We start from the raw sequence: 22,971 nt of genomic DNA on the forward strand, positions 1-22,971 counted from the left end.
AGTGGGAATGCGCTCAATGTGAAGCCGCCGCCGGTCCGGCCGCCGCCCGCAAGCGCGAGGCGCGCCTACACCGCCCCCAGCCCCAGCGCGCGCCCCGCTTCCAGGCGAAAATCGGCGGCCTGCTTCTTGTCGGGAATCTCGGCCGCCAGCGCCATCACCAGCGCGCGCAGGTCGCTCGCCTCGTCGGCGTGCTCGGCGCAGACGATGGTCGCCATCGGCCCGATGTGCGCGGCCAGCATGCGCTCGAGCTTGAGCAGGTCGGCGCTCGCGAACGCGGCCGGCGCCGGCCGCGCCCGCAGCGGCTGCGGCCCTACCCGCAACGGCGCGCGCGCCGCCAGCGGCGTCGGATCGTTGAGCAAGTCCATCAGGTTGATCCCGGCCGCCTTGACGTTGTCCTTCTTCGCCACATAGTTCTCGTCGAAGCGCACGCTGGCGCGCAGCATGGTGCGCATGGCCGCCAGCGCATCGGCTCCGCGTTGCCCACGGCACAGCAGCATGACGATCTTGCCGCAGTCCAGATGCACCTGGGCCATGCGGTTGTCGTCGCTGACGATAAACGCCGTGCCGGTGCGGCGCTGGTCGCAGAATTGGCGCAATTGCTCCACGATGCCGCCGAACGGCATCAGCTCCTGGTGTGTCATGGCGTTCTCCCTAAATGCGTCACGCCCTGCGGCTGAGCCGGCTGATGGCCATCTGGATGCTGATCCCCAGCCGTTCGATGGCGCGCGCCAGCGAGCCGATTTCGTCGCCGCGCGCGGTGCCCGGAATCGATTCGGTGAACTCGCCCTTGCTCAGCCGTTCGGCGACCAGGATCAGCTGGTTGATCGGGAACGTCAACTGCTTGGCCAGGAACGCCGCCACACCCACCACCAGCGCGGCGGTCAGGATGATCAGGGCGCGCGCGCCGGTTTCCAGGCGGTCGAGCGAGGCGTAGGCTTCGGCGTAGTCCTGTTCCACCAGCAAGGTCCAGCCCTGCGGCAGCTTGCGCGCATAGCCGACCATGCGCTTCTCGCCCGACACATATACGGTCGGCTGGTCGGCGATGCCGTCCACCTTCAGGGCCGGGTAGTTGGCCATGTCCTGGACCGCGTCGGTGGCCTGGTCGGGACGGCCCGAGGCGATCACCTTGTTGTCGGCGTCGAGCAGGATCGCGTAGCCGGTCTCGCCGATGCGGGTGTCCTTGATGACCTTGGAAATATCATCGAGCTTCATGGCCATCGCCAGCACGCCGACGATGCCGCCCATGGCGTTCCTGATCGGCACGGCGACGGTGAGCGCGGGGCGGCCGGTCGACTTGCTGATCAGCACCTGGCGGCTCGATACGGCGCCTTTCATCGCCCCCTGGAAGTAACTGCGTTCGCCGAAGCGGGTCAGCGGCTTGTCGTCGCTGCGCGCGATATTCTCGCCGGTCGGCTCGATCGTAAACACCAAAAATGCCCATTCGTAGGTCTCGCCCAGGGTGTGCAGGATCGGGGTCTGGCGCGCCGCCTGCATGCTGCGGATATCCTCCAGCTTGGCGCTCTGGTGCAGCGCGCGCACGTTGGCCTCGTCCCAGCTGGTGATGCCGGTGGCAATGCCGCTGGCGGTCATCACCAGATGCTGCGAAATATTGGCCGCCGCATCGGCGCGCGCCTGGCTGCTGCCCGCGTACCACACGCCGATCAGCGGGATCAAGGCCACCGCCAGCAAGGTCATCACCAGCTTGTGGAAAATAGTCAGGTGGAACGATTCTGTTTTCATCGGGAGTTTCCTTTTCTTGTGGACAGCCCGGCGGCCCTGCGCACTGTGCGCAAGCGAAGTTGGGGTATCCACAGAAGACCATATTTCCGAAAGACAATGGTTGAGGTGGGACAATGCATGGTGGAGAATGGCGGCTATACAACACCGTCTCTCCGACCCCTGAACAGAAAGCCACCATGATGACTTGCATGCCATTTTCCCCGCGCCGCCGTACCCTTCTGATCGCCGGCGCCTGTGCGCCGCTGCTGGCCGCCTGCGCCAGCGCGCCGGGCGTCGCCACGCCGGGCGTCGCCACGCCGGGCGCCAGTGCCGCCCTGGCCGAGGCGCAGGCCGAGTTGGCCGCGCTGGAAGCGGCGGCCGGCGGGCGCTTGGGCGTGGGCGCGATCGACACCGGCGACGCTCGCCGGCTCGGCCACCGCGCCGATGAGCGCTTTCCGATGTGCAGCACGTTCAAGGCGATCGCAGCGGCCGCCATCCTCGCGCATGGCAAGAATGTGCCTGGCTGGCTGGACCAGCGGGTGCGCTACACCAAGGCCGATCTGGTGACGTATTCGCCGATCACCGAACAACACCTGGACGATGGCATGACCGTGGGCGAGCTGTGCGCCGCCACCATCCAGTACAGCGACAACGCCGCCGCCAACCTGCTGATGGCCATGATTGGCGGCCCGGGCGGCGTGACCGGCTTTGCCCGCAGCATGGGCGACACGGTGTTCCGGCTGGACCGCTGGGAAACCGAGCTCAATACGGCGATTCCGGGCGATCCGCGCGACACCACCACCCCGGCGGCCATGGCGGCGCTGCTGCGCCGCGTGGCGCTGGACGATGGTTTGCCGGCGGCGCAGCGCGACCAGCTGCAAAATTGGATGCGCGGCAACACGACCGGCGACACCCGCATCCGCGCGGCCGTGCCGGCCAGCTGGGCGGTGGCGGACAAGACCGGGACCGGGGCCTACGGGTCGAGCAACGACATCGGGATCGTATTCCGGCCCAAGGGCGGGCCGGTGGTGCTGGCGCTGTACTACACGCAGGCCGATGCCCAGGCCAAGGCCAACAGCGATATCCTGGCGCAGGCGACGCGGATTGTGATGGCGGCGTTCGCAAGGGCGTGAGCGGCGGCGGCGTGATCGTTCACGGCGCCGCTCACACGGTCGAGGCGGTCTTCCTGCGCGGCAGCTGCTTGAACAGATCGGTGCGGCGCAGCCGGATCCCGCGCGTGTAAATCCCGCTGATCGCCCCCCACGCCGAGGCCCAGCGCGCCGCGCGCGCTTTCTCTTCATCCGAGGCGGCGTCGATGGCGCGATCGATGGCCTTGACCATGCGCGACATGCCATACGCCTTGCGATCTTTCTTGCGCCGGTAGGTCATGTGCTGGCCGTATCAACAATCTTGCAGCCAGAGTATGCCTATATATCAGGCAACACTGTTCGCCATCTCACCCTCAGATTTTTTAACTGATAGTCAATATGTAAGCAGTTGTTACTACAGTCGCGTTGGCGCGGGTGACGGGGCGACGTCCGGTCCGCATGGATTGCCGCCGCAGCAATTCTCGGTCAAAAATCCGATCAAGGCTTGCATGGTGGCCATGTGCGCCGCATAGATCAGGTAACGCCCGTTCTGGGTCGGCGCGATCAGTTCCGCGTGGGTCAGTTCCTTCAGGTGAAACGAGAGCGACGACGGCGGCATTCCCAGCTTCTCGCTGATCTGGCCCGGCGACATGCCGCCCGGGCCGGCCTCGATCAACAGGCGGAACACCGCCAGGCGCGACTCCTGGGCCAGCGCGGCCAGGGCCGCCAGTGCATTCTTGTTTTCCATGCTCAAACCTCCGTCGTTGATATTTCCATCCTATTGGGAATATCGAAGGCACGCAAGCACCCGCTTTACAAAACTTTACCGCCCACACATGAAGCGGACAGCCGCACCGCCTACAGTACAAGCATGCGGAGCCAGTCCGGCGCCGCTTCACGAAAGGCAAAACCATGCATCCGAACAAACTCGGGCATCACCATCACCACGATCACGATCATGAAGGCAATCACGGCCACGGCCATGGCCCGCAGCGGCGCGGCCGTCGCTGGCTGGTCGGCGCCGCCCTCGGCCTGGCCGCCGGCGCCCTGAGCCTGGCCGGCGCCAGCTTTGCCAACGAAGGACGCGGCATGCACGGCCATCGCGCCCACCTGGCCACGATGGACCCCGCCACCGCCGGCAAGCACATCGACAGGATGGTCGCACACTTGCTCAGCGACGGCACGGCCGAGCAAAAGGCGCGCCTCTCAAGCATCGCCAGGTCCGCCTTCGCCGACCTGCAACCCTTGCATCGCGACTTCAAGGCCGGCCACGTACAAGCCCACGATCTCTTGATGGCGCCGGCCATCGACCGGGTCGCGCTGGAACAGTTGCGCGTGCAGGAAGTCGAGCGGGTCGACCAGATCAGCAAGCGCATCCTGGCGGCGGTGGAAGACGCTGCCGAGGTGCTCACGCTTGAACAGCGCGTGCGCTTCGCCGCGCACATGAAAAAACGCATGCAATGAACGCCTGCGACCAATCCCAGCCATGTATCCTTGGGCCTTCCGACACTTTGGACGACACGTCGCCGCCAGCATGCTTCCGCGTATCTTGATGATTGAAGACGACCAGCGCCTGGCCGGCATGGTCGTCACCTACCTTAGCCAGAACGGCTACGAGGTGGCGCACGCCGGCACGGCCGCCGCCGGCCTGGCCGCGTTAGAGGCGAGCGCCCCGGCGCTGGTCTTGCTCGACCTGATGCTGCCCGACGCCGATGGCCTGGACGTCTGCCGCCGCATCCGCGCCCTCGGCGCGCCGCTGGCGTCGGTGCCGATCGTCATGCTCACCGCCAAGGGCGACCCGTTCGACCGCGTGGTGGGCCTGGAACTGGGCGCCGACGATTACCTGCCCAAGCCGTTCGAGCCGCGCGAACTGCTGGCGCGCCTGCGCGCCGTGCTGCGCCGGCCGCAACTGGCCGCGCCCGACACCGACCTGCGCCAGTTCGGCCGCCTGCTGATCGACAGCGGCGCGCGCCGGGTCAGCATCGACGGCCAGGCGCGCAGCCTCACGTCATACCAGTTCGACCTGCTGCTGGCGCTGTCCGGCAGCGCCGGGCGCGTGCTCTCGCGCGAACACCTGATCGACGCCGTCAAGGGCGAGTCGCTGGAACCGTTCGACCGCTCGATCGACGTGCATATCGGGCGCCTGCGCCAGGCCATCGAGGACGATCCCAAGCAGCCCAAGCGCATCATCACCGTGCGCGGCGCCGGTTACGTGTTCGCCAAGGTACAGGATGCATAGGCGCGAACGCGGCCAGGAGCGCGAGCACGGTCCACACGGCTGGCACGCACGCGCCTGGAAGCACAGGCACGAGCGCGACCGCGCGCCGCCCTGGGAACGGGGAAGCGGCGGGCCGGCGCGGCGCTTTTCGATCGCGCACCACCTGTACCTGCGCATCTACCTGGCGCTGCTGGCCAGCCTGGGACTGGCCGCCTGCCTGTTCGGACTGGTGCATTGGGCTTACGATCCGGAACACATGAACTCTGGCAACGAGGCGTTTACCGAAGTGGCGGCCAGCGTGCTGCCGCCGGCGGGGGCGCCGCGCGCCGTGCAGCAAGCGACGCTGTCGCGCTGGGCCACGCGCCTGCAAACCGACCTGGCCTTGTACACGCCGGCCGGGGTGCTGGTCGCGGCGGCCGGGGAGCCGCTGCCGGCGCTGCCGCAAGCCCGGCGCGAGGCCGGCCGCTTCGGACCGATGGCCGTGTTCACCCAGCAGTTGCCGGACGGCCGCTGGCTGGTCGGCCAGCGCGCTTACGGCACCCGCGCCTCGCTCGGCCTGATCGTCATCCTGCTGCTGATCGCCCTGATGGTGGCGGCCGCCGCCTACCCGGTGGTGCGGCGCCTCACGCGCCGCCTGGAGCGCTTGCAGGCGAGCGTGGAAACCTGGGGCGGCGGCCAGCTCGGCACCCGCGTGGCGGTCGAAGGCAAGGATGAAGTGGCGCGCCTGGCCACCAGCTTCAACCAGGCGGCGGCGCGCATCGAAGCGCTGGTCGGTTCACAGAAAAGCCTGCTGGCCAACGCCTCGCACGAATTGCGCTCGCCGCTGGCGCGCATCCGCATGGCGGTCGAACTGATGCAGGAACAGGCGGCGCCGGCGATCCGCGACGAGCTCAATCGCAACATCGGCGAACTCGACCAGCTGATCGACGAAGTCCTGCTGGCCAGCCGGCTCGACGCCAGCGCCGAGCGGGCCCGCAGCGACGAGCAGGTCGACCTGGCCGCCATCGTGGCCGAGGAATGCACGCGCGTCGACGCCACCTTCGACGCGCAGGCGCTCAGCGTGCCGGGCGACGCCAGGCTGCTGCGGCGGCTGGTGCGCAACCTGCTGGAAAACGCGGCCCGCTACGGCGCCGGCACGCAGGTGCACGCCAGCCTGCGATTGGCAAGCGGGGGCCGGGAGCGCGCGTCGCTCGTGCTCGATATTTGCGACAGCGGCCCCGGCGTGCCCGAGGCCGAGCGCGAGCGCATCTTCGAGCCGTTTTATCGGGTGCCGGGCGCGAGCGAGTCGGCCGGCGGCGTCGGCCTGGGCCTGTCGCTGGTGCGCCAGATCGCGCGCCATCACGGCGGCGACGTGCGCTGCCTGCCGGGCGAACCGGGCGGCTGCTGCTTCCGCGTGAGCTTGCCGGGCGTGTAAGGCCGCTGGCCGGCGGCCCGCGTCTTCACAGCGCTCAGGCGGGCTTGGCCACCATCAGCCAGAACACGATCACCAGCGCAAAAAACGCCGGAATGCCCAGCACCACCCACCAGCGCAGGTAGCGCCAGTACAGCGCCGGCAGCTCGGTGCTGTCGCGCGCGGCCAGCTGGGCCATGTCGCGCATGCGCAGCTGCATCCACACCACCGGCAGCCAGCAGGCGCCGGCAAAGAAATACAGGCCGACCGACCAGACGATCCAGGCGCTGGTCCAGGGATAAGCGGCCAGGTGAATCATGTACAGCCCGGTGAGCGGCTGCACGATGATGGTGGTGGTGGTAAAAATCCAGTCGGCCCGCACCACATGGCGGCTGACCACGGCGATCGCGCGCACGTCGCGGCTCAGGCTGGTGAACAGCATGTAGAAGGCCGAGCCGATGCCGGTGCCGAACAAAAACGTCGACGACAGGATATGCAGCCACTTGACGATCAGGTAGTCCATTACTTCTCCTCGAGTTCGAACAGCAGCCAGATGGCCGCCAGCATCGGCAGATTCTTGCTCAGCGGACCGTAGGGGTGCAGCAAGAATTCCGGCAGCATGACGGCGATCACTAGCGTGTAAAAGCCGATCAGCAGCAATTGCGCGCCCCACAGCCAGCGCCGCCGCTTGAGCGCGAGGATGCCGATCCCGATCAGCAAGTCGAGCGCGCAGGCGCCGTACAGCATCAGCGGCCCGAGCGCGGGCGGCACGCCGCTGCGTTCCAGCAACCGGAGACTCTGTTCGACCGGATACAGTCCGGCCGACACCGCCGCTGTGGCAATCCACACCGCCGCGATGGCCACGCGCAACACCGGCATCAGCCAGTGCAGCTTGGCCTGCATGCGCTCGCAAGCGGGGTCGTCGATGAAGCTGGCGACCGGGCGCGGCTGGCGTCCGATCAGGCGCACCGTCATGCCCGGATCGGCGCTGCTGCCGCGGTCGAGCATGCGCAGCGAATCGCGGTTGAGCAGGCTGCCCGGCACCAGTTTTCCCAGCCCGGCCAGCACTTTGCCGCACCAGGCCGGCAAACGCAGCACGCGCAGCTTGCCCAGGCCCAAGCCGCTGCGCAAGGCCGCCAGATACTCGGTGAACGGCAAGGCGCTCTGGCCGACCAGGGCGATCCGCTGGGCCGTGGCGCCGCCCGGGCCGACCGGCAGCGGACGGCGCACCAGGCTGGCGATGGCGCAGGCCACGTCGTCCACGTGGATCGGCTGCACCAGCTGCGGCGCGGTGCCGAAACGGGCGCACAAGGGCATGCTGGCCAGGGTGCGGAACACGCGCGCGCTCACGCCATCCTTGCCGTACACCAGCGATGGCTGCACGATGGCCGAGCGCAGCGGCAGCAGCGCCAGGTAATCGTCGGCGGCTTTCTTGCTCAGGTGATAGGCGGTGTCGGCCTGCTGGTCGGCGCCCAGCGCGGACAGCTGGATCACCATGCGCACATCGTCCGACTCGACGCAGGCGGCGAACAGCACGCGTGGCGTGTCGCTGTGGATGGTGGCGAAGGTCTGGGCGCCATGCTCGCGGAAAATCCCGACCGTGTTGATCACCACGTCGATGCCCTCCAGGCGCGCCATCCAGGTCGATTTATCGGTATCCTTGGCGAAGTCGGCCTCAATGTAGCTCAGGCGCGCGCGCGTGCTGGCGGCGGGCGGCTTGCGCACGGCCGCCACCACGTAGTACCCCTCGGCCAGCAACACGTTGAGCACATGCCTGCCGATAAACCCGCTCGCTCCTGTCAGCAAAATGCGCATCCGACCTCCTTACCATTCATACCCAAGCCTATACCAACACAGCACATTTACTTCACTCCACAAGGACAGTATGAATACCTGGAAAACTGCAAGCGCCCGCGGGCTCGTCTCGGGAACCGTCGCCAGCGTGCTCTCGACGGCCGCCCTGACGGCCTTGGGCAAGGCGACCGATGGCAGCGGTTTCGGTCCGACCAACGCCATCAGCCACTGGGTCTGGGGCGACCGGGCGGCGCGCCGCGACGGTCCCTCGTGGCGCTACACCGCCACCGGCTACCTGATCCACCACGCCAGCGCGACCTTCTGGGCCGTTCTGTTCGAGCGGCTGTTGAAACGCCAGCTCGACAAGCAAGATCCGGCCGTCACCTTGCCGGCGGCCGCCGCCTCGGCGCTGGCCTGCTTCGTCGATTACCGGATCACGCCCGACCGGCTCAAGCCCGGCTTCGAACAACGCCTGTCGCGCCCGTCGCTGGCGCTGGTGTACGGCGCTTTCGGGCTGGGCCTGGCGCTGGGGGCGTTACTGAACCGGCGCGACTGAGTTGCGCGAGTCGGGATGATAGCGGGTTTTGCGCCCGCGCTGATTGGCGTGATGTGATTGTTGCGGGAAGTGCGGGATGGGAGGGGGGCTGGCGGCCAGGCGAGACGCACGGCCGCACGCTTGCACCGTCATTGCCGCGCGGGCGGCAACGACGGCTTCAGGCAGGGTTCAGAACGCGTAGGTCGCGCGCGCGTACACGTAGCGCCCGCCACGCCCGAACGGGGCGTAGTTCGGGAACGGCGCGTTGCCGCTCGGATTAAGCGCATTGCCGACCGACTCGGGATACTTGTCGAACAGATTCTCCGCACCGAGCGCCAGGTTCAGCTTGGACGTGAGCGCATAGCGCCCTTCCAGGTCGATCACGGTTTTCGCGGCCAGGGTCACGTCCAGCGCCGGCGAGGCGTTCGGCGAGAGCACCTTGCCGTAACGGGTGGCGCGCAGGGTGGCGCCCATCTGGCCGAGTTTCCAGTTGGTGCTGGCGTTGAACTTGTTCTTCGGCTGGCCCTGTTCCAGCGACAGCACGTTAAGGCGGTCGAACAGCGGGGTCGGGCTCGGCAGCGCGGTCAGCTGCGCCGTGGCCGGAACACGGGTCACGTCGGTGCTGGTGAAGTTGCCCGCCACCGTGAAGTCGAACTTGCCGATATCGCCGCCATTGGCCGCCCAGTTGACCACCACGTCCACGCCGTCGGTGGTGGTATCGACGCCGTTGATGAAGAAGCGCCCGCCGCCGACGCCGATGAAGCCTTGCTTGGTCAAAAAGTTACGCACATCGGCGGAGGTCAGGTTTTCCGACAGCACAATGCGGTCGCGCACCTTGATGCGGTAGGCGTCGATGGTCACGTTGGCGCCGCCCAGGCGCAGCACCGCGCCGAGCGAGGCGTTGACCGATTTTTCGGCGTCGAGCGGTTTGGCGCCGAGCGCCACGGCGACCGGATCTGTCGGGCGGAAGGTGGTGATTTCGAACGGCACGCCGGTGATGAAGTTCGTTGCCGTCGAAGTAAAGTTCTGCTGCTGCGGCGAGGGCGCGCGAAAGCCGTTCTGCACCGATGCGCGCAGCGCGAAGGCCTTGCTGAAATCGTAGCGGGCCGCCAGTTTGCCGGCCAGGCTGTCGCCGAAGTCCGAATAGTGCTCGCCGCGGATCGCAATCGAGGTCAGCAGTTGCGGGGTGATGTTCGCTTCCAGGTCGACAAAGGCGCCGATCGCGGTGCGGTGCGTGTCCGATTCATTCTGCGGACGGAAACCCGAGAACACCTGCGCGCCCGGCGCGGTCGGCTGGCCGTTCGGCAGCATCTGGCCGCCGAAGCGGTAGGAATCGGGTTCGCCCGCGAACAGGCTGTAGCCTTCGCGCCGCGCTTCGGCCCCGACCGCAACGTTCAGCGGCGAGGACAAAGCGGCCAGCGCCAGCGAGCGCACCCCGGTCAGGTTGAACACCAGTTGGTCGTATTCGAAGCCGCCGGCGTCGAACGCGGTCTTGCTGCTCGGCCCGATCGAGCGGTTCAGGGTGTTTTCGATGGTAAAGCCCATCTTGTTCTTGCCGTAGCCGAGCGAGCTATCCATTTCCCAGTCGCCCATGGACCAGCTGGCGCCACCGGTGACGGCGAAGTCGTCGACCACCGGCGAGATGATCGGCATGAAACCGTCCGGATAGATCGAGGGGATGTTGCGCGGATCGTTGGACCAGCGGAAGAAGCCGGCCGAGCTGGCCTCGCGCTTCTGGTAGCTGGCCCAGCCGTACACCTTGACGCCGTTGCCGAGCGTATCGCCGGCGTTGGCGAACACGGTCGACTGTTTCATTTCCGGTTCGCCATACCAGGTGTTGAAGCGGTTGATGGTGTTTTCGCGCGGGTCGAACGCGCCATTGACCAGCGGGTACTGCTGGCGCATGTCGTAGCCGCTGCGTTCGGTGTGCTTCTGGTCCTTGAATTCGCCGGCGATGGTCAGGTAGCCGGTTTCGCCCAGCGCCAGGCCCTTCCACAGGCTGACGGTGGCGGTCTGGCCGTCGGTGCGCTTGCGCGAGTTCTGGGCCTGCCAGGTGGCGTTGGCGGGCGCGCCGCCGGTGAGGAAGTCGTATTCGGTCAGGCGCGCGCCGTAGTTGATTGTCGCTTCGCCGCCGTCGCGGTTGCTGCGCAGGCGCAGGTTGACCACGCCGGAGATCGCATCCGAGCCGTACTGGGCGGCCGCGCCATCGCGCAGCACTTCGATGTTCTTGACGATCGCGGTCGGGATCGTGTTCAGGTCGACGGCGGCCGAGCCGCGTCCGATGGTGCCGTTCACGTTCACCAGCGAGGAGGCGTGGCGGCGTTTCGAGTTCACCAGCACCAGGGTCTGGTCGGGCGCCATGCCGCGCAGGGTGGCGGGACGGATGGTGTCGGTGCCGTCGGCCAGGCCCGGGCGCGGGAAGTTCAGCGACGGCAGGGCCACGGCCAGGGCCTGGTTGATTTCGGTGGTGCCGGAATTTTTGAGCGATTCGGCCGAGATGATATCGACCGGGGAGGCGGTGTCGAGGGCGGTGCGGTTGGCGACGCGGGTACCGGTAACGACCACGGTCGTCGTCGCGTCATTCGGTGCCGCGTCCTGCGCGAAGGCGGCGCCGGTGGAAAACAACGTTGCAATCGATAATGCCAATACGTGCTTCTGTGGTGCGAATCGTTTCTGCATACCTGCTCCCTCGGTTATCTATTAATTTTGTTTTAACTACACCTATCAACTCATACATACAAATAGTGGAAAACTTGCCAATCCATACTGGAACGAAGACAAAGCAATGTCAATTCCGGAACGGAGTATGCAGATCTGATAACAACAGTTTGGATATATTCGTCAGTTCCGCGTAAGGAACGCGGCGATGCCGCTGGCTGGTGTGAGGCCGGCTCAGTAAGGTCGTTAATCTCAAAACCGTCATTCCCGCGCAGGCGGGAATCCAAGGCACGGTCGCTTAGCAAACATGCCTTGGATTCCCGCCTGCGCGGGAATGACGGTTTCGAGTGTTGTGGCAATGCATGCGATGTCAGCTCTCACGCCAGAACCGCCGGTGTCAGGTCTGACATTCGGACACGGCCTCGACAGAACCGCCGGTGTCAGGTCTGACATTCGGACACGGCCTCGACATTAGCGCTTGCTACGCCGCCGGTGTCCGCTGCCGGTGTCAGGTCTGACAAACGGACATGGCCCCGACAGTAACGCTTGCTACTGCCGGGGCCGTGTCTGAATGTCAGACCTGACACCGAGGGGTGACACCACGGGTCAGGCCGGCTTGGCGTCGTCTTTGCCTTTGAACAAGCGCTTGCCGATCATCACCACGCCCAGCACCAGGGCGCCGGCGATCACGCCGATGACGGCATCGATCAGGGTCGGCACGATGGCCTTGAGCACCGGCCCGATCCCGCCCACCGCACCCGCCGCTGCAGCGGCGTCCGCCACAAAATGATGCAGTACCGGCAGGCCGTGCTCCAGAATCCCGCCGCCGACCATGAACATGGCCGCCGTGCCGACCACCGACAGGGTCTTCATCAGCTTGGGCGCCGCCGCCAGCAGCAGGCGTCCGAACGCGCGCGCGGCGCCGTTGGCCCGTTCGCTCAGGTACAGCCCGGCATCATCGAGCTTGACGATCCCGGCCACCAGCCCGTACACGCCCACCGTCATGATGATCGCAATGGCGGTCAGCACCGCCACCTGCTGCCCGAACGCCACGCCTTTCACCGTGCCCAGCGAAATGACGATGATTTCCGCCGACAGGATGAAGTCGGTGCGCACCGCGCCCTTGATCTTTTCTTTCTCGAGCGCGACCAGGTCCACCGATTCGTCCGTCAGCGCCTTGACCAGCTGTTCGTGGTGGGCGGCGTCTTCGGCCGCGCTGTGCAGGTATTTATGGGCGATCTTCTCGAAGCCCTCGAAGCACAGGTAGGCGCCGCCGATCATCAGCAGCGGCGTGATCGCCTGTGGCAAGAAGGCGCTGATGGCCAGCGCGGCCGGCACCAGGATCGCCTTGTTCTTGAACGAACCCTTGGCCACCGCCCACACCACCGGCAGTTCGCGCTCCGCTTTCACGCCCGACACCTGCTGGGCGTTGAGCGCCAGGTCGTCGCCCAGCACGCCGGCGGTCTTCTTGGCCGCCACTTTGCTCATCACGGCGACATCGTCGAGGATGGTCGCGATGTCGTCGATTAATGCCAGTAAACTGCTTGCAGCCATCTGTCTTGCTCCAATATGGTCGAAAAGATGCATCTTAACCCGAGTCCGTCCAGCCCGGCATTTTGCGTTTCACCCCCCAAAATCTGCAATTCGTCGCTTTCCGGGCCTTGTCGCGATGGCATGTACGTATAGTGACATCAGTGCCAAGCCCGGCCATTAACCACGCCAGCCCGGGCTTGTCCTGATCGATACCAAGCGACGCAAGCCAACCAGTTGATGTAAAGCGAGGCCACCATGAAATCCGAGTACGATTTTTCCAACGCAACCCCTGCCGCCGGCCGCCCGGTCAAGCGCAAGACGCGCATCACCATCTACCTCGACGACGAGGTGCTGCAGCAGTTTCGCTCGCTCTCCGAACAGAGCGGCAAGGGCTACCAGACCCTGATCAACGCGGCCTTGCGCATGCGCCTGCCGCAGGCGCGCCCCGAGGCCGCCCTGGCCGAGTAACTCGCCAACAGCGCCGCGCGCCCCTTTTTCGGGCGCGCACGAAGATGTCCGATATCGTCGTGATCCAGTCACAGCGGGGCTTACTTTTGTGCGTACACTTTAGAATTTATTACACTAGGCAATAATTATGCTAATCTTCCCGCTCTTTTAACACGGGAGGATTTTTATGAAAAAAGGCGAACTGATTGCGGAATTTGCGAAGCGTACAGAAATGTCCGGCGCAGCTGCCAACAGCGCGGTAAACACGATCATCGAGATCATCACCGAGCGCCTGAAAAAAGGCGACACGGTTGGGATCACCGGTTTCGGTACGTTCTCCGTTGCCAAGCGCGCTGCGCGCAAGGGCCGCAATCCATCGACTGGCGAAGCGATCAAGATCGCTGCGTCGAAGTCGCCTAAGTTTTCGGCTGGCGCGACCCTGAAGGCTGCGGTCAACCCGAAGAAGAAGTAAGCGAAGCAGTAAGGCTTTGCGCGCGGCCTGAAGCGGCGACGTCGGTCCAGACCGGCTTCGCCGCTTCAGTTGCCGCGTGTTTTTTGGCTCCGCCTTGGCGCTCCGCCTTGGCGCCCCGCGTCACTGTCGTACCTTGTATCTTGCAGCACCGAGCCCTGTCTCCATCCCGATTACCCTCTTCCCTGACTTCCCCATGCCGCTTGCCAACTGGATCGCCTTCGTCATCGCCGGCTCGCTGATCGCCATTTCGCCCGGTTCCGGCGCGGTGCTGTCGATGTCGCACGGGCTGGCCTACGGCTTCAGGAAAGCCAGCGCCACCGTGGCCGGCCTGCAATGCGGGCTGATGCTGGTGTTCGCCATCGCCGGCGCCGGGGTCGGCTCGCTGTTGCTGGCCTCGGAACTGGCATTCAATATCGTCAAGACGCTCGGCGCCCTGTACCTGATTTACCTCGGCGTGCAGCAGTGGCGCGCCCCGGTGACGGCTGTGCGGGCCGACGCGCCCGTGCTGGCCCACCCAAGCTGGCAAAAGCGCGTCCTGACCGGTTTCCTGACCAACGCGACCAACCCGAAAGGAATCATTTTCATGGTCGCGGTGCTGCCGACCTTCATTTCCAATTCCCTGCCATTGCTGCCGCAGCTGGCGATCCTGGGCGCCACCATGGTGACCATCGATACCATCGTCATGCATGGCTACGCCTTGCTCGCTTCGTCCATGCAGCAGTATTTCCGCGACGCCGGCGCGCTGCGCAAGCAGAACCGCTTCTTCGGCGCCGTGCTGGCCTGCATCGGCGGCGCGCTTTTCTTTGTCAAGCGCGGCGGCAACCCAGCCTGAGTTGCTTCGAAAGTAACACGAGCGCAGAATGTGCAACTGTTTGTAACCCCTGTCTTCCGCTGGCGCGCTCGCGCGTTACACGTGGACGACGTCCCTTGTGCGCCCTGGAGCCTGTATGACTATTCCTTTCCGTAAAACCGTGATGTTGTTGGCGTTCTCCGCCCTGTCGACCCTGGCGCTGGCCGATACGCCCGCGCGCGTGGGCCGCATCGCCCTGACCCAGGGACCGGTGAACATCAGCTCCGAGGTCGGCGAGGAAGCCACGGCGGCGCTGGTCAACTGGCCGGTGACGACCAGCAACCAGATCGTCACGCAACGCAACGGCCGCACCGAAATCCGGATCGGCTCGACCTCGGTGCGGCTCGATGGCGATTCGTCGCTCGACGTCATCGAACTCGACGACGACAAATTGCGCCTGCACCTGCATTACGGCAGCCTGAGCTTGCGGGTGCGCAACGCCGAGGTGCTGCGCGGGCTCGAGATTTCCACCCCGCAGGGCCTGGTGCGCATGCGCGATGTGGGCCGCCTGCGCATCGACGCCGAACGCGTGCGCGACACCACCAACGTTTCGGTGTTCGAGGGCACGGCGCAGGTCGACGGCGGCGGTTCGAGCCTGTCGGTGCGCGCCGGCAAGCGCGTCGATGTGCACCAGGACGACGTGCGCACGGCGCTCGCGGTACGCGACAGTTTCGACGACTGGTCGCTGCAGCGCGACGCGCGCGACGAGCGCACCACCTCCGACCGCTACGTCACCACCGAAATGACCGGCTACGAAGAACTCGACCAGCACGGCGTCTGGCGCGACGACAGCGACTATGGCCCCCTGTGGACCCCGCGCACCGTGGCGGCCGGCTGGGTGCCTTACCGCGACGGCCGCTGGACCTATCTGGCGCCGTGGGGCTGGACCTGGGTCGACAACGCCCCCTGGGGCTACGCGCCCTCGCACTACGGGCGCTGGGTGATGGTCAGGCAACGCTGGTCGTGGGCGCCGGGGCGCAATATCGGCCGTCCGGTGTGGGCGCCGGCGCTGGTCGGCTGGGTCGGCGGCAATAACTGGAACCTCGCTTTCAACGACAACGGCGCGCGCCGCAACGCCCCCGCGCAGGGCTGGTATCCGCTCAATCCGGGCGAATCGTACGTGCCCGGCTACCACCTGCCGCCCGAGCACCTGCGCCACCACAACCGCCACGCGCGGCCCGACTATCGCCCGGGCCGGCACGACGGCCTGACCGTGGTCGGCCTGAACCAGTTCGTCGGGCGCGGCCAGATCGTGGTGCCGCGCGCGCCGCGCCCGGTGCTCACGCCGCTGGCCACCCAGAACATTCCGTTCGGCGCGCCACCGCGCCCGCAGGGCAACTGGCCCAATCGCTTCGACCGCGACGGCGATGGCCGTCCCGACCGCAACGCAATTGGCCGCGTGATCACGACGCCGTCCAACGGCGCCCAGCCGTTCAGCCGCCGCGACGGCCGGCCCAGCGACAACGAACGCTTCGTGCGCACCCCGCCGCAAGTGCTCACCACCAATGAACCGCAGCGCAGCCTTGCCGAGAAGGACAGGCGCCAGCGCGAAGCCGAGATCGAACGGCGCGAGCGCGACCAGGCCAACGAACGCCGCCTGCGCGAGCTGGAAACCGACAACCGCCGCGCCGCGGATGGCCAGCAACGCCAGCGCGAAGCCGATCTGGCCGAGCGCCGCCGCGAGGCCGAGGCCGACCGCCAGCGCGGCGCCGAAGGCGAGCGCCTGCGCACCATCGAGAGCGCGCGCCAGCAGCGCGAAGCCGAAGCGCAACTGCAAGGGCAACGCGACGCCAGCAATCGCCAGCAAGCCGAACGCCAGCAGCGCGAGGCCAACAACCGCCAGCTCGCCGACCGGCTGCAGCGCGACGCCGACCAGGAACGCCTGCGCCAGCTGGAACGGCAACAGCAGGCCGACCGCCAGCAGCAAGCCGAGCGCCAGCAGCGCGACGGCGAGAACGCGCGCCGCCAGCAGGCCGAGCGTCAGCAGCACGATGCCGAGAATGCGCGTCGCCAGCAGGCCGAACGCCAGTCGCGCGATGCCGAGAACGAACGTCGCCAGCAGGCCGAGCGCCAGCAGCGTGACGCCCAGCAACGCGACGCCCAGCAGCGCGAGGCGGCCCAGGCCCAGGCACGCCAGGCCCAGCAAGCCCAGCAAGCGCAGCAAGCTCAGCAAGCGCAAGCCCAGCAATCGCAAGCCCAGCAATCGCAGCAGCAACAGCAAAAGCAGGCCGAAGAGGCCGACAAGCGCGAACGCGCGCGCGAGCAACGCCAGGACCGCCGCGACAACGTACAGCAACAGATTCGTTGAGCCGCGCATGCGCGGGCTCGCCCTACCAGTCTCACCTGTTCCCCCCCAAGGGAATAGTTCAAGGCCAGCCTAGCGCTGGCCTTTTTTTGGCTACAATGTCGCAAAGCGCGTTCCCATACGGGGAGCGCGGCTGTGTTGTCATTTTTTAGAACTGGATAGTGTATGGAACCGACTGAATCCCTCATCGAATACCCGAGCGACTTCCCGATCAAGGTGATGGGCGCCACGCATGACGATTTCGCGGCGACCATCGTCGACGTGGTGCTCGAATTCGACCCCACCTTTCACATCGGCCGCATGGAAGTGCGCCCTTCGCCGCAAGGCAACTACACCGGCCTGACCGTCACCGTGCGCGCCATCAGCCGCGAGCAGCTCGACGACTTGTACCGCGCCCTGCACGCTCACCACATGGTCAAGATCGTGATGTGATCGCGTGCGTCTCCGGTGCTGCCGCACATCTTCCTTCATTGGCAGACTTAATAGTTGATAAATAGTAGCTTAAAAATATGATATAATATTATTATTGTTTTTATAGAAACTGATGATCTTCTTGGGGAATACCATGTTGATAGTAAATGACGGCATTATAACGAGCAACAGTGTCACCCTAATGCTTTTCCCCCTCCTTGAACATGGACCAATGAAAGACGTTAGTGGCATTATCTTGCATCAAACCAGCAGAGACAACGTTATCACGACCATGGCTGGGTATAGGTTTAAACCTTCGGGTGTCGGCGCGCATTTCCTGATCAATCCGGCGGGCCAGATTTTTCAGACCGCTAGGATTACACAAGTTTGCTACCATGTTGGACGTCTCAACGCCTATTGTCAGCACGTGCATAGGTGTACCCCGAGGGACGAAGAGGTTCTGAACGGCATTGCGAAGATGTACCCGAATGATGAGTCAGAACGCTGGAAACAGATTGACGAATGGGAGCAAAAGAAAGCCGCTGCACTGCGCTTCCCCGCGAATCATGATTCGATTGGCATCGAGGTTGTCGGAGCCCCGAAGAACCGTGTGTATGGGAGCCCAACAAGTTCACAAAATGCATCCGTGCGCTGGCTGGTGAGCGAGTTGCTCATCACATTGAAACTTGACCGTAAGCGCATCTTTCCACATGGTTTAATCGACCCTCGGAAATTTCTGACAGAGGGTAGCAAGATTGCATACTAATTTATCGAGCGTTTTTAAAAAAACACTCAAAGTCGTTGCTTTGATTATCGCCGTTTTAATGGTCGCTTTTGGGCTACTGCGCCTGTGGTGGCATTGGCCAGTGTCGGTCGAGGCGAAAAACATCATCAAAGTGATCGATAAAGACATTCCTCAGGACATGGTGGCCTCCTGTACGGCGTTTACCATGACCCCGGTCCAGTTTCGGGCGTACTGGAAAGACGCGAGGCCGATACTGGCGTCCGAACTACATGAGTATTATTTCGGCGCCTGCCATCTCAAGGCGACTGAAAATGACAGGGAATATCTGGTCGGCATCGGCAACGTGGGCATGGTGAACAAAGGCGAGACGACCTACTACTACGTCAAAAAAGGCGCAAAGTCGGACTTTGAAGACATGAAGTAATCCGCCGCCGACGCCGCACTATACTGGCGTCTCCAGCGCCTGGCGCTGCATGCCCCAGCGCCGCACCGTCAGGTGTTCCAGGGTCTGGAACACCAGCCCCTCGACCAGCAAGCCGATCACGATCACCGCCGCCAGCACGGCAAACACTGTCGGTGAATAGCTCATTGCGGCTCTGGAAGATATACCAGCCCAGCCCGCCCTTTCCCGAAGTCGTCCCGAACACCAGTTCGGCCGCGATCAGGGTGCGCTCCGGGGCGCGACGTATTCCGGCCGGATCGGCGGCAGCGGCTGCGCGCTCATGCGTGCAGCCCGGTGGATAACTGGGTGGATAACTCTGTGGGCAAGCGGGTGGACAACTGCATGGACAAGGCTGTGGGTAAGCCGGTGTACAACTGTGTGGACAACGCTGCGTGCGCTGGCGCCACCAAGGTATCTTCGCCGAACAGCAGGCGGTGAATGCGCTGGGTGGCCGCCTGGAAAGCATCGCCGCCGGCGCTGCCCAAGTCGAACTGATGACTGTTCAGTTCGGCGCGCACGCGGCCCGGATGGGGCGACAGCAGCACGATGCGGTTGCCCACCACCAATGCTTCCTCGATCGAATGGGTGACGAACAGCATCGTGAAGGGGATTTCTTCCCACAAGGTGTGCAGTTCCTCCTGCATGCTGCGGCGCGTGAGTGCGTCGAGCGCGGCGAAACGGCTCGGCCGGCAGCTGGAACTGGCGCAGCACATGCATTTGCAGCGGGCCGAAGCGGCGGCTGAAGGCCACCTGCTGCGCCGGCGTGATGTGCTGGTCGCGAAACACCAGCACATGGTGCTCGAGGTGGGCGCGGTGGATCAGGGCGAAGTCGTCCCGGCTCAGCGGGATCGACAGGTCGAGCCCGCTGATGGCCGCGCCCAGCGGGGCGTCGAAGGGGACGATGTCGAAACGGGTATCGAGGACGGCGGCCATGGCGGTAAACGAGTGATGATCGAGCACCCAGCTTATCGGCGAGCGTTGGACGGGGCAACGAAGCATTTCAACTATGCTAATGCGGCGCGCGGCTGCCCATCGCGCCTTGATGGCGGCGTACAATGGCATTGTTGAAAAAACCACGCTACGGGAATCAGATGGGTATTGAAATGCAGTCCTTGCGCCGGCCTTGCGCCCTGCTGCTCGCTGCCGGGCTGCTGGCCGGCGTGCCGGCGCGCGCGGCAACGCTCGACGCGCAGCACATCCGGCCGTCCGGCCTGACCTTGCAGCAGGCCCGCAAGGTGCTGTCCGTGGTGCTGGAACACCAGAAATTCCAGATGAAGCGGAAGGACGCCCATCTGTTTGTCGAGGGACCCGACAAGGATGCGCCGGATGCCCACGGCTACTATTCCCTGCAGCTGTACCACAACCCGCCCAAGGCGGCAATGTTGTACACCCTGGGACATTTTTCGGTCAACATGCTGACCGCCGAGGTGTGGGACTTCATGCGCTGCGAACGCACCAGTTTTCCAGCCTTGTCGACCATCCAGCAACGCGTTTCCGCCCGCACCGGCCAGCGCGCACCGGACGAACAGAAGGTACGCGACGAGCTCTGCCTGAATTAATCGTCCCTCAACGGCTGCCGGCGGCGCACTGCCCGCCCGACGCGTGCACTGGCATATAATGACGTGCCCCTCTTATCCCCGATTGACGACCCATGCCCTCCATCCGCCCTGCGCAGGCGATCATCCGCGACCTCGGCCGTGCCGACTACGAGCCGGTGTTTGCCGCCATGCGCGCGTTTACCGACGCGCGCGAGCCCGACACCACCGACGAACTGTGGATCGTCGAGCATCCGCCCGTGTTCACCCTGGGCCTGGGCGCCGACCGTGGCCACCTGCTGGCCGGCGCGCACGCGGTGCCGGTGGTCCAGACCGACCGTGGCGGCGAAGTGACCTACCACGGCCCCGGCCAGGTGGTGATTTACCTGTTGATCGATCTGCGCCGCAACAAGCCGGGCGGCAAGCTGTACGCCCGCCAATTCGTCGAAAAAATCGAGCAGGCGATCATCAATGTGCTGGAGGCGTATAATCTTGCCGGTGAGCGCATCGCTGGCGCGCCCGGCATTTATATCGCCGGCGGGCCGCGCAAAGGCGCCAAGATCGCCGCGCTCGGCCTCAAGGTGCGCGGCAATGGCTGCACTTACCATGGCGTGTCGCTCAATGTGGCGATGGACCTGGCGCCGTTTTCCTGGATTAATCCGTGCGGTTACGCGGGCCTGGAAACGGTCGACATGCGCAGCATGGGCGCCGAAGCCGCGCTGGCCGACGTGCAGCAAGCCCTGGCGCGCGAACTGGTGCGCCAGCTAAGTACCCGCGCAGCGCAGGACGAATCGCAAGACGCATCGCAGAATACGCCGCATACCGCATCGAACAACACCACAGAGCCCCACGGGCAAGCAGCCAAATGACTTCTGACACCGATACCAGCATCGCCCCAGTCTACAACGCCAGCGACAAGCAAAAAGGCGCCAGCAAGACCTCGCGCATTCCGATCAAGATCGTGCCGATCGGACAAATCGAGCGCCTGAAAAAGCCGGACTGGATCCGCGTCAAGGCCGCTTCGGCGTCGTCGCGTTTCTATGAAATCAAGGATATCCTGCGCGCCAACAACCTGGTGACCGTGTGCGAAGAAGCGAGCTGCCCGAACATCGGCGAATGCTTCGGCAAGGGTACGGCCACCTTCATGATCATGGGCGACAAGTGCACCCGCCGCTGCCCGTTCTGCGACGTCGGCCACGGCCGTCCCGATCCGCTCGATGTCAACGAGCCGCACAACCTGTCCAAGACCATCGCCGAGCTGCGCCTGTCGTACGTGGTGATCACCTCGGTCGACCGTGACGACCTGCGCGACGGCGGCGCCGGCCACTTTGTCGAGTGCATCAAGCAGACGCGCGCGCTGTCGCCGAAGACCCGCATCGAAGTGCTGGTGCCCGACTTCCGCGGCCGCCTGGCCAAGGCGCTGGCGATCTTCGCCGACGGCTTGCCGGACGTGATGAACCACAATCTCGAGACCGTGCCGCGCCTGTACAAGGAAGCCCGTCCCGGTTCCGACTACACCCACTCGCTGGAATTGCTGCGCGACTTCAAGGCGCTGTATCCGAACGCGGTGACCAAGTCCGGCATCATGGTCGGCCTGGGCGAGACCGACGACGAAATCCTGCAAGTGATGCGCGATTTGCGCAGCCACAACGTCGACATGCTGACCATCGGCCAGTACCTGTCGCCGTCGGGCGACCACTTGCCGGTGCGCCGCTATGTGCATCCCGACGTGTTCAAGATGTTCGAGGAAGAAGCCTACAAGATGGGCTTCGTGCACGCCGCCGTCGGCGCCATGGTGCGCAGCTCGTACCATGCGGACGAGCAGGCCCATAACGCGGGCGTGGCTGTGAACGATCAGTAGTTCTTGAGACTATCCAGAAGTAAATGAGACAAATTCAGAAGTGCTGAGACAATCGAGAACGGGTAATTCGTTGAGAAACAATGACTTGCCATCGATATCAGCGTTTCCGCGGGATGAAAAACTTTGGCGAGTAGATTGGTTTGGCGATTTGCCTTCCCCAACCGCGCCATTAGGCGAACCCAACCGTCGCTCCTTCTGCATTTGTCGAGAGTCCTCGACGCTGGTTTTCGGAACGACCCCGCTGGGCTTCTCTCTCCGGACTCGACTTCGCCAGCGAGATTCCAACGCAAGGTTTGGGTTTCAAGTGGAACCCTGCCGCTTCTTCGGATTGGCGATATCTGGCGCAACGGGCGATTGGAGGCTCAGCCGGATTATGAGCTGGAATGCTTCAATGACCTACTCATCGACGATACCAGCGTTACTCTGTTCAAGGCTGGCCTGAATCTGGGGGAGCAAGGCTTCCTCCTGCCCCTTTCGGAACACCCATGGCATATGCAATGCACTCATTCATACTGTGTGTTTGTAAGCCTGCCAGGGAATCGCTGGCTTATCATTCCATGTATCCCCCTGTGCGTGATCAAATCGGTGATAGGCAACCTGCTTGTTTTGGTACGTTAGAGCAGCCCCGAATCGGCATTTAACCCACAATCAGGTGAGTTACATTGAGCGTCATCAATGAATTCGCTTACACCGTCGATGCTCTCCGGCTGGCGGGTGTCGGATGTCCCTTGATTCTCCTGTTGATTCATGTCCGTCTTAGAGGAAGTATCGAGTGTTCCATGAATGGCGGCTAACGCACTCAACGGTACTACCAGGTTGATGACGATAGTGCCTGGCGTCCCCCCCTGTGTCAAACTGTTGTGAGACAACTTCATCAGTCTAATTAAGGAAGTTGGCACACATATGGAATTGAACATGACAGCAGCATCACATCCGTCCGACGTTTCGGAAGCGGCAGCAAGTACTGA

Annotated in this window: 24 protein-coding genes and 3 pseudogenes; 15 read left to right on the top strand and 12 right to left on the bottom strand. The window is 64.5% G+C overall.

From position 1 onward, the window contains the following. Positions 1–65 precede the first annotated feature (65 nt). Positions 66–641 (bottom strand): hypothetical protein, encoded by a 576-nt coding sequence (locus tag F2P46_RS12050; protein ID WP_166889341.1) that lies wholly within the window; start codon positions 639–641, stop codon positions 66–68. A gap of 19 nt (positions 642–660) precedes the next feature. Further along, positions 661–1,740: a cache and HAMP domain-containing protein gene (locus tag F2P46_RS12055; protein ID WP_166889342.1), complete on the bottom strand. Its 1,080-nt coding sequence runs from the start codon at positions 1,738–1,740 to the stop codon at positions 661–663. Positions 1,741–1,928: 188 nt separating this feature from the next. On the opposite strand from F2P46_RS12055, the gene bla reads away from it, so the two are divergent. Then, positions 1,929–2,852, top strand: a complete 924-nt coding sequence (gene bla, locus F2P46_RS12060) for a class A beta-lactamase (RefSeq protein ID WP_166889344.1) — start codon at positions 1,929–1,931, stop codon at positions 2,850–2,852. 31 nt (positions 2,853–2,883) lie between these two features. On the opposite strand, the gene F2P46_RS12065 is transcribed toward bla, so the two are convergent. Continuing rightward, positions 2,884–3,108 carry a hypothetical protein gene (locus tag F2P46_RS12065; protein WP_166889346.1) on the bottom strand — a complete coding sequence of 75 codons (225 nt, stop codon included), beginning with the start codon at positions 3,106–3,108 and terminating at the stop codon, positions 2,884–2,886. A 114-nt stretch (positions 3,109–3,222) separates the two neighbouring features. Further along, a complete protein-coding gene (locus F2P46_RS12070; RefSeq protein ID WP_166889347.1) occupies positions 3,223–3,555 on the bottom strand; it encodes a metalloregulator ArsR/SmtB family transcription factor in 333 nt (110 codons plus the stop codon). A gap of 164 nt (positions 3,556–3,719) precedes the next feature. Here F2P46_RS12070 and F2P46_RS12075 point away from each other — a divergent pair, with 164 nt between their 5' ends. The 3 genes from F2P46_RS12075 (at position 3,720) to F2P46_RS12085 (ending at position 6,439) form a co-directional block, all read left to right on the top strand. Continuing rightward, complete coding sequence (locus F2P46_RS12075; RefSeq protein ID WP_166889349.1) at positions 3,720–4,271, top strand: Spy/CpxP family protein refolding chaperone; 552 nt, start codon at positions 3,720–3,722, stop codon at positions 4,269–4,271. Positions 4,272–4,341: 70 nt separating this feature from the next. Further along, positions 4,342–5,046, top strand: coding sequence for a response regulator transcription factor (locus tag F2P46_RS12080; protein ID WP_208296593.1), 705 nt, complete (start codon positions 4,342–4,344; stop codon positions 5,044–5,046). Next, complete coding sequence (locus F2P46_RS12085; protein ID WP_166889351.1) at positions 5,039–6,439, top strand: HAMP domain-containing sensor histidine kinase; 1,401 nt, start codon at positions 5,039–5,041, stop codon at positions 6,437–6,439. Before F2P46_RS12080 ends, F2P46_RS12085 begins: the two co-directional genes overlap by 8 nt. 34 nt (positions 6,440–6,473) lie before the next feature. Here the strand turns inward: F2P46_RS12085 and F2P46_RS12090 are convergent, their stop codons facing one another. Next, complete coding sequence (locus F2P46_RS12090; RefSeq protein WP_166889354.1) at positions 6,474–6,938, bottom strand: DUF2269 domain-containing protein; 465 nt, start codon at positions 6,936–6,938, stop codon at positions 6,474–6,476. After that, positions 6,938–8,230 (bottom strand): SDR family oxidoreductase, encoded by a 1,293-nt coding sequence (locus F2P46_RS12095; protein ID WP_166889357.1) that lies wholly within the window; start codon positions 8,228–8,230, stop codon positions 6,938–6,940. Before F2P46_RS12095 ends, F2P46_RS12090 begins: the two co-directional genes overlap by 1 nt. 70 nt (positions 8,231–8,300) lie before the next feature. Between F2P46_RS12095 and F2P46_RS12100 the strand changes: the two genes are divergently transcribed. Beyond that, the gene (locus F2P46_RS12100; RefSeq protein WP_166889360.1) at positions 8,301–8,765 is read left to right on the top strand and encodes a hypothetical protein; all 465 of its coding nucleotides are present in this window, start codon (positions 8,301–8,303) and stop codon (positions 8,763–8,765) included. A 168-nt stretch (positions 8,766–8,933) separates the two neighbouring features. Here F2P46_RS12100 and F2P46_RS12105 read toward each other — a convergent pair whose 3' ends face one another. Both F2P46_RS12105 and F2P46_RS12110 read right to left on the bottom strand, forming a co-directional pair. Continuing rightward, on the bottom strand, positions 8,934–11,390 hold the full coding sequence (locus F2P46_RS12105; protein WP_229509237.1) for a TonB-dependent receptor: 2,457 nt from the start codon (positions 11,388–11,390) through the stop codon (positions 8,934–8,936). Between the two features lie 618 nt (positions 11,391–12,008). Further along, complete coding sequence (locus F2P46_RS12110) at positions 12,009–12,956, bottom strand: DUF808 domain-containing protein (protein ID WP_166889366.1); 948 nt, start codon at positions 12,954–12,956, stop codon at positions 12,009–12,011. A gap of 234 nt (positions 12,957–13,190) precedes the next feature. On the opposite strand from F2P46_RS12110, the gene F2P46_RS12115 reads away from it, so the two are divergent. From F2P46_RS12115 to F2P46_RS12145, 7 genes are all read left to right on the top strand, one after another. Next, entirely contained in the window at positions 13,191–13,403 is a 213-nt protein-coding gene (locus tag F2P46_RS12115; RefSeq protein ID WP_166889369.1) for a BrnA antitoxin family protein, read from the top strand. 166 nt (positions 13,404–13,569) lie between these two features. Then, positions 13,570–13,854, top strand: a complete 285-nt coding sequence (locus tag F2P46_RS12120) for an HU family DNA-binding protein (RefSeq protein WP_126074928.1) — start codon at positions 13,570–13,572, stop codon at positions 13,852–13,854. Between the two features lie 193 nt (positions 13,855–14,047). Continuing rightward, positions 14,048–14,686, top strand: coding sequence for a LysE family transporter (locus F2P46_RS12125; RefSeq protein ID WP_166889372.1), 639 nt, complete (start codon positions 14,048–14,050; stop codon positions 14,684–14,686). 115 nt (positions 14,687–14,801) lie between these two features. Continuing rightward, entirely contained in the window at positions 14,802–17,012 is a 2,211-nt protein-coding gene (locus tag F2P46_RS12130) for a DUF6600 domain-containing protein (protein WP_166889375.1), read from the top strand. Between the two features lie 162 nt (positions 17,013–17,174). Beyond that, positions 17,175–17,441: a DUF493 family protein gene (locus F2P46_RS12135; RefSeq protein WP_166889378.1), complete on the top strand. Its 267-nt coding sequence runs from the start codon at positions 17,175–17,177 to the stop codon at positions 17,439–17,441. Positions 17,442–17,574: 133 nt separating this feature from the next. Then, entirely contained in the window at positions 17,575–18,186 is a 612-nt protein-coding gene (locus F2P46_RS12140; protein ID WP_166889381.1) for an N-acetylmuramoyl-L-alanine amidase, read from the top strand. Continuing rightward, on the top strand, positions 18,176–18,589 hold the full coding sequence (locus tag F2P46_RS12145; protein ID WP_166889384.1) for a hypothetical protein: 414 nt from the start codon (positions 18,176–18,178) through the stop codon (positions 18,587–18,589). The genes F2P46_RS12140 and F2P46_RS12145 overlap by 11 nt, the downstream gene beginning before the upstream one ends. Before the next feature lie 18 nt (positions 18,590–18,607). Here the strand turns inward: F2P46_RS12145 and F2P46_RS12150 are convergent. The 3 pseudogenes from F2P46_RS12150 to F2P46_RS12160 form a co-directional block, all read right to left on the bottom strand. Then, positions 18,608–18,836, bottom strand: a pseudogene (locus tag F2P46_RS12150) (ABC transporter permease); the annotation flags it as partial. A gap of 49 nt (positions 18,837–18,885) precedes the next feature. Continuing rightward, positions 18,886–19,284, bottom strand: a pseudogene (locus F2P46_RS12155) (hypothetical protein); the annotation flags it as partial. 1 nt (position 19,285) lies between these two features. Further along, a pseudogene (locus F2P46_RS12160) lies at positions 19,286–19,540 on the bottom strand (TauD/TfdA dioxygenase family protein); the annotation flags it as partial. Positions 19,541–19,698: 158 nt separating this feature from the next. Between F2P46_RS12160 and F2P46_RS12165 the strand changes: the two are divergent. From F2P46_RS12165 to lipA, 3 genes are all read left to right on the top strand, one after another. Further along, positions 19,699–20,166, top strand: coding sequence for a hypothetical protein (locus F2P46_RS12165; protein WP_166889387.1), 468 nt, complete (start codon positions 19,699–19,701; stop codon positions 20,164–20,166). Between the two features lie 92 nt (positions 20,167–20,258). Then, the gene (lipB, locus tag F2P46_RS12170) at positions 20,259–21,011 is read left to right on the top strand and encodes a lipoyl(octanoyl) transferase LipB (protein WP_166889390.1); all 753 of its coding nucleotides are present in this window, start codon (positions 20,259–20,261) and stop codon (positions 21,009–21,011) included. Then, entirely contained in the window at positions 21,008–22,003 is a 996-nt protein-coding gene (gene lipA / locus F2P46_RS12175) for a lipoyl synthase (RefSeq protein ID WP_166889393.1), read from the top strand. The genes lipB and lipA overlap by 4 nt, the downstream gene beginning before the upstream one ends. 614 nt (positions 22,004–22,617) lie before the next feature. On the opposite strand, the gene F2P46_RS37025 is transcribed toward lipA, so the two are convergent. Beyond that, positions 22,618–22,971 (bottom strand): hypothetical protein (locus F2P46_RS37025; RefSeq protein ID WP_208296594.1); only part of this gene is annotated, 354 nt, incomplete at its 5' end.

The organism is Massilia sp. CCM 8734, from assembly GCF_011682155.1.
In the GTDB taxonomy this organism is placed as follows: Bacteria; Pseudomonadota; Gammaproteobacteria; order Burkholderiales; family Burkholderiaceae_D; genus Telluria_A; species Telluria_A rubra.